This window comes from Caulobacter ginsengisoli (assembly GCF_030814835.1).
In the GTDB taxonomy this organism is placed as follows: domain Bacteria; phylum Pseudomonadota; class Alphaproteobacteria; order Caulobacterales; family Caulobacteraceae; genus Caulobacter; species Caulobacter ginsengisoli.
Window position 1 is genome coordinate 93222 of sequence record NZ_JAUSVS010000006.1, and the last position, 12150, is coordinate 105371.

The window sequence follows — 12150 nt, forward strand, 5'->3', positions numbered from 1 at the left end:
GGACCGCGCGGAAGGCGTGGTGGAGGGGGTCAACCCCTACATCCACGCGTGGGAGCTAAGCTCAGCCGATCCGCCGCGTTCTCTCCTGACGCCTGGATGCAGGCTCAAACCCCCTCCACCATGCTTCGCATGGTCCCCCTCCCCCTCCGGGGGAGGATCTGATGGCGCCGCGCAAGATCGCCGTCGTCCTGTTCAATCTCGGCGGCCCCGATGGCCCGGAGGCCGTGCGGCCCTTCCTGTTCAACCTGTTCAACGACCCGGCCATCATCGCCCTGCCGGGGATCGTCCGCACCCCGCTGGCGGCCCTGATCTCCAGCCGCCGGGAAGCCTCCGCCCAGGCCAATTACGCCATCATGGGCGGCGCCTCGCCGTTGCTCCCGGAAACCCAGGCCCAGGCCAAGGCCCTGGAAGCGACCCTGGCTGCCCCTGGCGACGAGGTCCGCTGCTTCATCGCCATGCGCTACTGGAAGCCTCTGACCGACGAGACCGCCGCCGCCGTCGCCGCCTTCGGGCCCGACGAGATCGTCCTGACCCCGCTCTATCCGCAATATTCCACCACCACGACCGGCTCCTCCCTCGCCGCCTGGCGCAAGGCCTACAAAGGTCCCGGCCGCAGCCGCGCCATCTGCTGCTACCCGACCCTGGACGGCCTGGCCGCCGCCCACGCCGCGAAGATCGAGGCTGCCTGGGCCGCCGCCGGCGCTGCGGGGCCCACCCGGCTGCTGTTCTCCGCCCATGGCCTCCCCGAAAGCGTGGTGGCCCGGGGCGATCCCTACCAGGCCCAGATCGAGGCCACGGCCGGCGCCATCGTCGGCAAGCTTTCGACGACCTGGGCCAAAGACTGGGATTGGCGGATCAGCTACCAGAGCCGGGTCGGGCCGATGAAATGGATCGGGCCGGCCACCGAACACGAGATCGCCGAGGCCAGCGCGGCGGGCCTGAACCTGCTGGTCGTCCCCATCGCCTTCGTGTCCGAGCATATCGAGACCCTGGTCGAGCTCGACCACGAATACGGGGCCATGGCCCGCCAGAAGGGCTGTCCATCCTACGTCCGCGCCCCGGCCCTGGGGATCGAGGCGGCCTTCATCGACGGCCTGGCCGGGGCGGTGCGCACCGCGCTCGAGCGGCCCGGCGGCGTCGGCCCGGTCGGGGACTGGATCTGCCCGTCGGCGCTGCGGCAATGTCCCAGAACCGGGCGAAGCACGGAGAGGGTTTGATGGGCGACTGGATCCTGCAGCAGTACAACCTGGCCCGCGGCCTGCACATCATCGCGGTGATCGCCTGGATGGCCGGCATGATGTATCTGCCCCGCCTCTACATCTACCACCTGACCGCCCCGCCCGGCTCGCAGATGGACGAGACCTTCAAGGTCATGGAACTCCGGCTGATGCGCGGCATCATCAACCCGGCGATGATCATCGCCTTCCTGTTCGGCCTGCTGCTGATCTGGATCGACGGCCATCTGCGCGGCTGGGACTTTTTACTGCGGCCCTGGATGCTGACCAAGCTGGCCGGCGTCGTCTTCCTGGTCAGCTGGCACGGCTTCCTCTCCCGGGCCCGCCGCAGGTTCGAGACGGGGACCAACCAGCGCAGCGACAGATTCTGGCGCGCCGTCAACGAACTGCCTTTCGTCGCCGCCATCATCATGGTCATCGCCGTGACGACCGAGTTCGGGAACTAGAAGGTCCAACTCCTCTCCTCTTCGAGGAGAGGTCGACTCTGAGCGCGCCAGCGCGAAGAGCGGGTGAGGAGACAGGTCGGCGAAAGCCTGTCGGGGAACTACCCCGCGCCGGCGGCATGCTGAACCGCCGCCAGGCTCCCCCTCCGTGGGACGCCGCCTTCGGCGTGTCCCTCGCTCCCCCTCGCAGGCGAGGGGGAGAGCTGAGAATTTCAGGCCAGCGCCTTCTTCATCAGCACCTTGCTGAACCCCGGCGGAAAGTCCGGCAGCTCGCCCACCACCCGGTAGCCCAGCCGCTCATAGAGCAACCGCGCCCGCGGGTTGTGGGTGTCCAGGGTCGCCCAGACCGCGCCGTGGCGCACCGCGAACGCCTCCGCCTCGCCAATCAGCCGCGAGCCGTGGCCCCGTCCCTGGAAGGGTTCGGCGATCCACAGGGTCTTGATATCCAGCCAGCCGCCCCACACATGACCCATCAGCCCGCCGGCCAGTTCTCCCTGGCCGGTGCGCAGGACCAGGCCCACCGGCTGCCAGTCGTGGACCCCGGTCATGGCCAGGTTGTGATCGTCCAGCCCATCGCTGATCCGCCGGGCGGTCGCCTCGTCGACCTCGGCCTCATGGCTCAGCATCAGCTCGTCCATCCATCCCTCTCGAAAAGCCCCGCGACCCTATCGCCCTTGACCGGGGGCCCGCCATATGGTTCCCCTCACCGCGAAGCGAAGGGCTGATTTGCCTCTCGTCACACCACACGGATCGGCGCCCGTCCTGGGCCGCCCAAGGATCCGCCCCCCAAGACCCGGCGCCGCAAGACGCCTCATCGCCCGGCCTTTCGCCTGGCTTTAGCAAGACCCGAAGGCCCATCCGGCCTCCGCACCCACGAGTCTATTTTCATGTCCGATAACAACGACACCGAAATCCCGGCCGGCGAAGACGCCGAGGTCGACACCACCCCGCAGGAGGCCGTCGATACGCAGGCGGCCGCCGACGAGGAAAACGGCGATGACGGGGACCACGACGTCTCCGCCGCCGTGGCCGAGCTGGGTCTCACCCGCATGTCCCTGCAGGAGCTGAAGGACAAGTCGCCCGCCGACCTGCTGGCCCTGGCCGAGAAGCTGGAGATCGAGAACGCCAACTCCATGCGCAAGCAGGACATGATGTTCGCGATCCTCAAGACCGTCGCCGAGGAGGGGATCGAGATCTCCGGCTCGGGCACCATGGAGGTGCTGTCCGACGGCTTCGGCTTCCTGCGCTCGCCCGAGTCCAACTACCTGCCCGGCCCCGACGACATCTATGTCTCGCCCTCGCAGATCCGCCGCTTCGGCCTGCGCACCGGCGACAGCGTCGACGGCGCCATCCGCGCGCCCCGGGAAGGCGAGCGCTACTTCTCGTTGGTCACCGTCACCCAGATCAATTTCGAATCCCCCGAGAACGTCCGCCACAAGGTCCATTTCGATAACCTCACGCCCCTCTATCCCGAGGAGCGGCTGAACATGGAGCTGCCCGATCCGACCGTGAAGGATCGCTCCGGCCGGGTCATCGACATCGTCGCCCCGCTCGGCAAGGGCCAGCGCTGTTTGATCGTCGCCCCGCCCCGGGTCGGCAAGACGGTGATGCTGCAGAACATCGCCAAGTCGATCGAGACCAACCACCCCGAATGCTACCTGATCGTCCTCTTGATCGACGAGCGGCCGGAAGAAGTCACCGACATGCGCCGCACGGTGAAGGGCGAGGTCATCTCCTCGACCTTCGACGAGCCGGCCACCCGCCATGTGCAGGTCGCCGAAATGGTCATCGAAAAGGCCAAGCGCCTGGTCGAGCACAAGCGCGACGTGGTCATCTTGCTGGACTCGGTCACGCGCCTCGGCCGCGCCTACAACACCACCGTGCCCAGCTCGGGCAAGGTGCTGACCGGCGGCGTCGACGCCAACGCCCTGCAACGTCCGAAACGCTTCTTCGGCGCGGCGCGGAACATCGAGGAGGGCGGGTCGCTCTCGATCATCGCCACCGCCCTGATCGACACCGGCAGCCGGATGGACGAGGTCATCTTCGAAGAGTTCAAGGGCACCGGTAACAGCGAAATCATCCTGGACCGCAAGGTGGCCGACAAGCGCATCTTCCCGGCCATCGACGTGCTGAAGTCCGGCACCCGCAAGGAAGAGCTGATCACGCCAAAGGACCAGCTGACCAAGACCTACATCCTGCGCCGCATCCTCAACCCGATGGGGGCCCAGGACGCGATCGAGTTCCTGCTCGACAAGATGCGGCAGTCGAAGACGAACGGGGACTTCTTCAACTCGATGAATACCTAGGGGTCAAAGGGAGCGCGCCTCCTCTCCTCGGTAGAGGAGAGGTCGAGAGGCATGCGCCGCAAGGCGCTGCCTCCGGGTGAGGAGATTCCCACGCTGGCCGCCGCAGGCGGTTCAGCTTGACGCTAGCGTGGGAGATTCAAGCACCGGCAGGCGTGGGAATCTCCTCACCCGCTCTTCGCGCCTTCGCGCTCAGAGTCGACCTCTCCTCTACCGAGGAGAGGAGTTAGGGCTAGGGAATCAGCAACGTCGCCCCGACCGTCTCGCGGCCCTCGAGCGCCTCATGGGCCGCCCGGGCGTCCTTCAGCGCGAACCGCTGGCCGATCTGGATCTTCACCGCCCCCGAGGCGATCACCGCGAACAACGCCTTGGCGCTGGAATCCAGTTCCGGCGTCGTCGCCACATAGTCGAACAGGGTCGGCCGGGTCAGGAACAGCGAGCCGCCCTGGCTCAGGCGCAGCGGCAGCACCGCCGGCGCCGGGCCGGAGGCGTTGCCATAAGAGACCAGCATCCCCCGCCGGCCCAGGCTCGAGAGGCTGCCCTCGAAGGTCGCAGCCCCGACGCCGTCATACACCACCCGCACCCCGGCCCCGCCGGTCAGGGCCTTGACCCGCGCCGCCACGTCCTCGTCGCGATAGAGGATGACCTCCTCGCAGCCCAGCCCCTTGGCCACGGCCGCCTTGTCGGCCGAGCCGGCCGTGCCGATCACCCTGGCCCCCAGCGACACCGCCCACTGCACCAGGATCTGCCCCACCCCGCCGGCGGCGGCATGGACCAGGATCGTGTCGCCGGCCTTGACCGGATAGCAGCGCCGCAGCAGGAATTCCGCCGTCATGCCCTTGAGCATGGCCGCGGCGGCCGTCTCGGTGTCGACGCCCTTGGGAATCTTCACCGCCCGGTCGGCCGACACCAGATGGGCCTCGGCATAGGCCCCCATCGGCCCGTTGCCATAGGCGGCGCGGTCGCCGACCTTGAAGCGGGTGACGCCCTCGCCCACCGCCTCGACCACCCCCGCGCCTTCCAGCCCCAGCACCGCCGGCAGCTTGGCCGGGTAGAGGCCGCTGCGGAAATAGGTGTCGATATAGTTCAGCCCGATGGCGGCGTTGCGGACCAGGATCTGGCCCGGCCCGGGCGTCGGGACGGGCAGGTCGACCGCTTCGAGGACTTCGGGCCCGCCGGTGCGGACGGCCTGGATGGCGAGCATGACTATTCTTCTTTCACGGCGGCGATGACCCCTATCTCGACCCTGAAGGCGTCGCCCGCAAGCCGGCTTTCGACACAGGCCCGCACCGGGGCCGTCCCGGTCGGGACCCAGGCGTCCCAGATTTCATTCACCGCGTCATAGTCGGCGATGTCGGCCAGCCAGAGTGTCGCGCTGAGCAGGCGGCTGCTGTCGGAGCCGGACCTGGCCAGCAGGGCGTCGATGTTGGCCAGAATCTCGCGGGTCTGGGCGGCGACGCCGTCCGCCTGCGACACCTGGCCGGCCAGGTAGATGGTCTGGCCGAAGGCCACGGCCTGGCTCATGCGGACGGTGGTTCCGAAACGTTGGATGAACATCGTGTCTTTCCTGAAAATCAGCGGCCGAAATCGACCGCCGTGGTGTTGGCGCCGGAGAGGATCACCGCCACCCGCTCGTCCGGGGCCGGGGCGTAGGCCCCGCTGAGCAGGGCCGCGAAGGCCGCCGCCCCGCCGGGCTCGACCACCAGCCGCAGCACCCGCCAGAGCGCCGCCTGGGCCGTCTGGATGTCGTCGTCGCTGACCAGGGGATTGGCCGCCACATGGCGCGCCAGCAGCGGGAAGACCAGCTGGCCGACCCGGCGCGGCGACAGCGAATCGCCGGCCAGGCCGCCAACCTCGGCCTCGACCGGCTGGCCGGCGGCCAGGGCCCGATGCAGGGTCGGCGAGGCCTGGGGCTCCACGGCCACCAGCCGCAGGCGATCGCCGAACCAGCCGGCCAGACCGCCCATCAGCCCGCCGCCGCCGACCGCCGCCATCACCGTGTCGACCCCGGCCTGGGCCTCCAGCTCCAGTCCCAGCGTCCCGGCCCCGCGCATCGTCTCGACCTGGTCGAAGGCGTGGACGGTCATCGCCCCGGTCCGCGCCGCCCAGGCCTCGCAGGCGGTCAGCGCCTCGGCATGGCTCTCGCCGCCGATGACCAGTTCGGCGCCGTAGTCGCGGATGCGGGCGGTCTTGGCCGGGGAGGCCGTCTCCTGCACGAAGATCTGCGCCCTGATCCCCAGCTGCCGGGCCGCATAGGCCACCGCCGCCCCGTGATTGCCGCCCGAGGCCGCCGCAACCCCGGCCGCCGGCGCCGCCCGCAGCAGCAGGTTGGCGAAGGCGCCCCGGGTCTTGAACGACCCCGCATGCTGCAGCTGCTCCAGCTTGAGGACCAGCGGCCCTGGCGGCAGGCCGAACTGGGCCCGGTCCAGCTCGAGAACGGGCGTGCGGCGGATGTAGGGGCGGATCACCGTCTCGGCGGCGGCGATGCTGTCGGGGTCGATGCGGTCCATGGCCTGGACATATCGCCGTAAATTAGCTAAATAGCAATATGCCTATATCGGAAGTCCTCAAGGCCCTGGCCAACGACCGCCGCCTGCAGGTGCTGGCCTGGCTCAAGGACCCCACGGCGCATTTCCGGCCCCAGGTCGATGGCGACCTGGTGGAGGACGGCGTCTGCGGCCAGCTGATCGCCGAGAAGCTGGGCGTCAGCCAGCCCACCGCCAGCGAGCATCTCAAGGTGCTCACCCAGGCCGGCCTGATCCGCGGCAAGCGGATCAAGGGCTGGATCTTCTACCGCCGGGACGAGGCGCGGATCGCCGAAGTGAAGGCGGCGATCGCGAGGGAAGTCTGACAGGTCAGGGCTTGGGCAGGCGCTTGTCGGCCCGGCAGGCGCTGAGCGGCTTCTGTTTGACGCTGTAGATGCGGGTGATCCGCCGGGCGGCGCGGTCGACATCGACCCCCATGCAGACGCAGCCATAGCCATAGGCGGCGCCGTTGGTGACGACCCAGTTGCGGCCCGTCAGGTCGGGAATGCTCTCCATGCCCTCGGGCGGGTCCTCGCCGCTCCCCTGGGTCATCAGGGTCCAGTCGCCGTCGCGGTCGACCAGCCACCAGTTGGCGGGGGTGGGATTCTGGATCCAGCCGCAGCGAAGTTGCGGCTTCGCCCTGGGGGCCGCCTCAGGCGCGGACGAGGCCGCCAGGGCCAGAAGGGCTGCGGCGGCGCAGGCGCCTAGGGCGAGACCACGCATGCGATTGATATCCTTTGGCGCTGGCTACTGGAGAGGATGGGGACCACTGTGCCGCCCTGTGCCGGGGCCAAGTCAAGGCGGGAAGGTCGGGATGAAGCTGTGGGACCTGATAACCGGCAGCCGGCCCGCGCCGAAGGGCGTGCGCAGGCTGGGCGCGGCGGCGCTGCGCGAGCGGCTGATGGCGCTGAACCGCGACACCGCGCCCTGGAAGGTGCGGAGCGGGGCCAGGGAGCATGTCGATCTGGTCGGCGAATGGAAGATCGTCGACGCCCGCTGGTATGAGATCTTCGCCAAGGCCGGCCTGAAGCGGACGTTCAAGGTGCTGATGAAGTTCGACGCGGAAAAGCACGAGGTGCGCGCCGTCGACCAGGCCTGGGAAATCGAATGGAAGGTCGGCGGCCATCCCGTCCTGACGCTCGAAGCCACGGCCTTTCGCGGCCAGCAATGGGAGAAGAGCTTCGAAGCGGTCTACGCCTTCCGCGAGGACCTCTCCTATGGCGAGATCTACAGCTACCGCTTCGACAGCGAGGAGATCAAAGACCCGCTGCGCAAGGCCGTCCATGACGCCGGCTGGGGCTGGCGCGGGGTGGCGTTCAGCAAGTTGTGAGGGCCCCTACCCCAGCTTGGCCTTGAAGAAGGCCAGCGACCGCTCGCCGGCCTTCCGCGCGTCGCCGGCGTCGTAGTGCTCGCCGCCCGGGCGGGCGAAGGCGTGGTCGCGGCCGGGATAGTCGTGGATCTCGACCTTGGGATTGGCGTCGAGCACCGCATGGATGGCCGCCTGGGCTTCCTTGGGCACGAAACCGTCCTCGGCCGCTACGTGCATCAGCAGCGGATGGCTGACGGTCTCGGTCAGATGCTTGTCGATCCCGACCCCGTAATAGGCGACCGCCGCGTCGACATCGGTGCGGGTGGCGGTCAGATAGGCCAGCAGGCCGCCCAGGCAGAAGCCGACCGACCCGACCTTGCCGTTGCAGCCGGGGTCGGCCCGGGCGGCGTCGATGGTCGCCTGGATGTCCTTGAGGCCGGCGTCGACGTCGAAGGCGTTGAACAGCTCGAAGGCCCGTTTCCACTCGGCTTCCGAATGATCGGTGATGTCGATGCCGGGCTCGATCCGCCAGAACAGGTCGGGGCAGATGGCGAGGTAACCCTGGCCCGCCAGGCCGTCGGTGATCTCGCGCATCACCGCGTTGACCCCGAAAATCTCCTGGATGACGACCACGGCCGGGGCATTCGCGGCGGTCGGTCTGGCGACATAGGCCGTGAACGATCCATCCGGCGTCTTGATGGTCAGGCTTTCACCGCTCATGTTGCGTTCTCCCGTATGGCAGGTACAGCCCATACCAGACCGTGTGGGACTGGAGAAAGACGCCCGATGAAGATGACCATCGAGATCGACTGCACCCCCGTCGAGGCGCGCACCTTCCTGGGCCTCCCGGACGTCAGCACCCTGAACGACCATCTGGTCAACGAGATGAAGACCCGGCTGGATTCCAACATGGCCGCCCTCGCCCCCGACGAGCTGATGAAGAACTGGATGGCCTTCGGGACCAACGCCCAGGAGCAGTTCCGCAAGCTGATGACCGCGGCGGCCTCCAACACCATGGGCGGCGACACCACTCGAAAGTAGCTTTGGGCAAATGACCGACACCATCTTCGCCCCGGCCACCGCGCCCGGCCGCGCGGCGGTGGCGGTGGTGCGCCTGTCCGGCCCCGCCACGGGTGAGGCGCTTAAAAGCCTGTCCGGCAAACTGCCCTTCCCGCGCCGCGCCTCGGTGCGCCGGCTGAAGGACGCCGCCGGGGCGGTGTTCGACGAGGCCCTGGTGCTGTGGATGCCGGGGAGCGCGAACTACACCGGCGAGGACAGCGCCGAGTTGCAGCTGCATGGCGGCCCGGCCGTGGTCGAGGCGGCCATCGAGGCCCTGGCAGCCCTGGGGCTGCGCCTGGCCGAGCCGGGCGAATTCACTCGCCGGGCCTTCCAGAACGGCCGGCTGGACCTGGCCCAGGCCGAGGCGGTGGCCGACCTGGTCGATGCGGAGACCGCCAGCCAGGCGCGGCAGGCCCTGGCCCAACTCGAGGGCGGGCTCTCCCGCCGCTACGACAGCTGGCGGGACATCCTGGTCGAGGCCCTGGCGGTGCTGGAGGCGGCGGTCGATTTCCCCGACGAGGACCTGCCCGAGGATGTCGCCGCCCGGGCCCGCCCCGGGCTGACGAAGCTGCTGGAAGACCTGGACGCCGCCCTGGCCGGCGCCGACCGGGGCCGCAAGGTCCGCGAAGGCTACCGCATCGCCCTGGTCGGCGCCCCCAATGCCGGCAAGTCCAGCCTGCTCAACGCCCTGGCCGCCCGCGACGCCGCCATCGTCACCGAAATCCCGGGCACCACCCGCGACATCATCGAGGTCCCGCTGGTCCTGGCCGGCTACAAGGTGCTGCTGGCCGACACCGCCGGGGTGCGGGCCACGGCGGACCCCATCGAGCAGGAGGGCGTGCGCCGCGCCCGCGCCTGGGCCGAGGCGGCCGACCTGCGCCTCATCCTGGTCGACGGGGCCGGCGGCGGGGACTGGGAAGATCCGGCGGGCCTGGGCCGCCCCGGCGACCTGCTGGTCCGGACCAAGGCCGACCTTGGCCCCAGCCCCCTCACCGGCCCGCTGAAGAACCATGCCCGCGCCGGCGGCCTGCAGCAGCTGGCGATTTCGGTGACGGACGGCCAGGGCCTCGAGGCGCTGGAAAAGCTCATCGAGCAGCGGGTGATCTCAGCCCTCTCCGGCGCCGACCTGCCGGCCGCCACCCGGCTGCGACATGCCGAGAGCCTGACGACCGCGCGGCTCTATCTGGACCGGGCCCTGGCCCAGACCGAGGTCGAACTGGCCGCCGAAGACGTCCGCCTCGCCGCCCGCGCCCTGGGCCGGGTCACCGGCCGGGTCGATGTCGAGGACGTGCTGGACAGGGTGTTCGCCAGCTTCTGTATCGGGAAGTAGCTCTCCTCCGCCGCTTCGCGGGGAGGAAAGTAGGTTTCACGTGAAACACTGCTAGGTGCGGCGCTGGATATCCCGCCCGGCCGCGATTTCGTCAGGCGTTTCCGGCCGCAGGGTCGGCCGGACCCGGACCTTCAGGCCGTTGGGCAGGGTGATCTCCCCGGCCTGGCCGTCCGCAAGCCAGATGCTCCCCGACACCTCGGCCTCAAAGCGCTTGTTGAGGCTGGCCGTCACCAGAAAACGGTCGCCGCGCTGCACGACGCTGGTGAACAGGGAATAGCGGCTGCCTTTGTTCCAGTACCAGCCGGTGCGGAAGCGCGACTGAGAGCCGTAGGCGGTCATGTCGGTGGTCAGCAGTATCCCTTCCGGGTCAGTCATCTCGGCCAGCACCCGCACGGCGAAGCCCGGGGCCACGGCCGAGCGCCGGGCGGCGGCGCCGAAGCGGTGGTTGGGGTCGAACCGTTCGGGCATCGGCCGCTCGACCATGGTGACGGCGGCGGGAATGATCTGCGGGGGCGCGGCGCGCGGGCTTTGGTCGGGCGGCGTAGGCGTAGGCGCCGGCTCAGGCGCTATGGGCTGGGCGGCGGCCTGGAGCTTTGGGGTCGGAGCGGCGGGCCTGGCCGGGGCTGTCGGCGTGCTTTTGGCCTGGGTGGAGGCCTGGGCCATGGGCGCCGGCTCGGCCGGGACCATCACGACCTGGGCAGGCCGGGCCGCCCAGACGGCGCCGGCGCCGGCCAGGGCGACCAGGGCCACCAGGGCCGCGCCCATCAGCCGGCGGCCGGGACCTGGCGTGGGGCGGGCGAGCAGGCGGACCCGCTCGGCCAGGGGATGGGCGGCCGGCGCCGGCCAGTAGCAGCCCAGCGGCAGGGGCCGGGCGGCGAGCTGGGCCTTGAGCATGGCCTGGGCGTAGGCCCGGCGGGCGTTGGGGTGGAGGGCAACCACCTGGGCGTCGCAGGCCAGTTCCTGGTCGATCCGCAGATAGTGGCCCATCAGGTGGACCAGCGGATTGAACCAGCTCAGGCAGCGGGCCAGGGCCATCAGGGCGTTGATGCGGCAGTCCTGGCGGGCGATGTGGGCGGCCTCGTGGGTCAGCACCACCTGCTGCTCGCGGGCGGTGTAGCGGGTGGCGAAATCGGCGGGGGTCACCACCCGGGGCCGCAGGACGCCGACCACGGCCGGGCCGGCGGCGCCCTGGCGAATGGCCTGGCCGAACTGTCTCTGGCGCCAGGCCAGATACGCGAGACTGGCCAGGGCGCCGGCCAGCCAGAACCCGGTCAGCAGCAGAACCGGATCGAACCCGGACGCGGGCGCCGAGGCCGCCTCGGCGGACTCGAGCCAGGCGGTCGCCGGGGCGGCGCTCAGCGGCGCCTGCATGACCCTCACCATCCTGGCCGGAACCAGCACGGCCGCGGCGGCCAGGGGAACCAGGGCCCAGAGGCCATAGGCGATTCGGGCGCCGAACAGCCGGCGCACCGGCAGGCGCAGGGCCAGGACCGTCAGCACGGCGGCCGAGACGGCGAGGTTGATCCAGAGGAGCAGGTCACTCGTCATCGGCCCCGCCTTCTTCTTCGGGAAGCTCCGCCATCAGCTGCCGGAGCAGCTTGATATCCTTGGGCGACAGGGCCCGGTGCTCGGCGAAATGGGCGACCAGCGGGGCGACCTCGCCGCCGAACAGCCGGTCGACCAGGCTCTGGCTCTCGCCCTGCACATAGTCGGCCCGGCTGACCAAGGGGTGGTAGCGGTAGCCCTCGGGCTCGCGGCGGCCCTCGATGGCCCCCTTGTGCAGCAGGCGGGTGATCAGGGTCTTGACCGTGCCCACCTGCCAGCCGTGCGCCTCGCCCACCTGGGCCAGCACGCCGTCGACCGTCAGCGGCCCCTGCCGCCAAAGGGCGTCCATGACCTGGCTCTCGGCGCCTGAAATTTTCATGGCGCGATCCTCTCACAATCGG

15 protein-coding genes are annotated in these 12150 nt (G+C 69.8%); 7 read left to right on the forward strand and 8 right to left on the reverse strand.

Annotated features, from left to right (window positions below):
- Positions 1-161 precede the first annotated feature (161 nt).
- Both hemH and QO010_RS15385 read left to right on the forward strand, forming a co-directional pair.
- Positions 162-1217: a ferrochelatase gene (hemH, locus tag QO010_RS15380; RefSeq protein WP_307350514.1), complete on the forward strand. Its 1056-nt coding sequence runs from the start codon at positions 162-164 to the stop codon at positions 1215-1217.
- Complete coding sequence (locus QO010_RS15385) at positions 1217-1681, forward strand: CopD family protein (RefSeq protein WP_307350515.1); 465 nt, start codon at positions 1217-1219, stop codon at positions 1679-1681. The genes hemH and QO010_RS15385 overlap by 1 nt, the downstream gene beginning before the upstream one ends.
- 209 nt (positions 1682-1890) lie before the next feature.
- Here the strand turns inward: QO010_RS15385 and QO010_RS15390 are convergent, their stop codons facing one another.
- On the reverse strand, positions 1891-2316 hold the full coding sequence (locus tag QO010_RS15390; protein WP_307350517.1) for a GNAT family N-acetyltransferase: 426 nt from the start codon (positions 2314-2316) through the stop codon (positions 1891-1893).
- 249 nt (positions 2317-2565) lie between these two features.
- On the opposite strand from QO010_RS15390, the gene rho reads away from it, so the two are divergent.
- The gene (rho, locus tag QO010_RS15395) at positions 2566-3984 is read left to right on the forward strand and encodes a transcription termination factor Rho (protein ID WP_307350518.1); all 1419 of its coding nucleotides are present in this window, start codon (positions 2566-2568) and stop codon (positions 3982-3984) included.
- Between the two features lie 229 nt (positions 3985-4213).
- On the opposite strand, the gene QO010_RS15400 is transcribed toward rho, so the two are convergent.
- Genes QO010_RS15400 through QO010_RS15410 form a run of 3 tightly spaced genes read right to left on the reverse strand, consistent with a single transcriptional unit; the run spans position 4214 to position 6491 of the window.
- Positions 4214-5185 (reverse strand): quinone oxidoreductase family protein, encoded by a 972-nt coding sequence (locus QO010_RS15400; protein ID WP_307350519.1) that lies wholly within the window; start codon positions 5183-5185, stop codon positions 4214-4216.
- A 2-nt stretch (positions 5186-5187) separates the two neighbouring features.
- Positions 5188-5538: a RidA family protein gene (locus QO010_RS15405; RefSeq protein ID WP_307350520.1), complete on the reverse strand. Its 351-nt coding sequence runs from the start codon at positions 5536-5538 to the stop codon at positions 5188-5190.
- A gap of 17 nt (positions 5539-5555) precedes the next feature.
- On the reverse strand, positions 5556-6491 hold the full coding sequence (locus tag QO010_RS15410) for a threonine/serine dehydratase (RefSeq protein WP_307350521.1): 936 nt from the start codon (positions 6489-6491) through the stop codon (positions 5556-5558).
- 38 nt (positions 6492-6529) lie between these two features.
- On the opposite strand from QO010_RS15410, the gene QO010_RS15415 reads away from it, so the two are divergent.
- Complete coding sequence (locus tag QO010_RS15415; protein WP_307350522.1) at positions 6530-6832, forward strand: ArsR/SmtB family transcription factor; 303 nt, start codon at positions 6530-6532, stop codon at positions 6830-6832.
- Positions 6833-6836: 4 nt separating this feature from the next.
- On the opposite strand, the gene QO010_RS15420 is transcribed toward QO010_RS15415, so the two are convergent.
- Positions 6837-7229 (reverse strand): DUF4087 domain-containing protein, encoded by a 393-nt coding sequence (locus tag QO010_RS15420; protein WP_307350523.1) that lies wholly within the window; start codon positions 7227-7229, stop codon positions 6837-6839.
- A gap of 91 nt (positions 7230-7320) precedes the next feature.
- On the opposite strand from QO010_RS15420, the gene QO010_RS15425 reads away from it, so the two are divergent.
- Complete coding sequence (locus QO010_RS15425; protein WP_307350524.1) at positions 7321-7836, forward strand: hypothetical protein; 516 nt, start codon at positions 7321-7323, stop codon at positions 7834-7836.
- Between the two features lie 6 nt (positions 7837-7842).
- Here QO010_RS15425 and QO010_RS15430 read toward each other — a convergent pair whose 3' ends face one another.
- Positions 7843-8535 (reverse strand): dienelactone hydrolase family protein, encoded by a 693-nt coding sequence (locus tag QO010_RS15430; protein ID WP_307350525.1) that lies wholly within the window; start codon positions 8533-8535, stop codon positions 7843-7845.
- 66 nt (positions 8536-8601) lie between these two features.
- Between QO010_RS15430 and QO010_RS15435 the strand changes: the two genes are divergently transcribed.
- Together QO010_RS15435 and mnmE are read left to right on the forward strand one after the other, a co-directional pair.
- Positions 8602-8856 carry a DUF6489 family protein gene (locus QO010_RS15435; RefSeq protein WP_307350526.1) on the forward strand — a complete coding sequence of 85 codons (255 nt, stop codon included), beginning with the start codon at positions 8602-8604 and terminating at the stop codon, positions 8854-8856.
- Between the two features lie 10 nt (positions 8857-8866).
- Positions 8867-10204, forward strand: coding sequence for a tRNA uridine-5-carboxymethylaminomethyl(34) synthesis GTPase MnmE (gene mnmE, locus QO010_RS15440; RefSeq protein ID WP_307350527.1), 1338 nt, complete (start codon positions 8867-8869; stop codon positions 10202-10204).
- Between the two features lie 51 nt (positions 10205-10255).
- Here mnmE and QO010_RS15445 read toward each other — a convergent pair whose 3' ends face one another.
- Positions 10256-11752 carry a M56 family metallopeptidase gene (locus QO010_RS15445; RefSeq protein ID WP_307350528.1) on the reverse strand — a complete coding sequence of 499 codons (1497 nt, stop codon included), beginning with the start codon at positions 11750-11752 and terminating at the stop codon, positions 10256-10258.
- The gene (locus tag QO010_RS15450; protein ID WP_307350529.1) at positions 11742-12128 is read right to left on the reverse strand and encodes a BlaI/MecI/CopY family transcriptional regulator; all 387 of its coding nucleotides are present in this window, start codon (positions 12126-12128) and stop codon (positions 11742-11744) included. Before QO010_RS15450 ends, QO010_RS15445 begins: the two co-directional genes overlap by 11 nt.
- Positions 12129-12150: the final 22 nt, after the last annotated feature.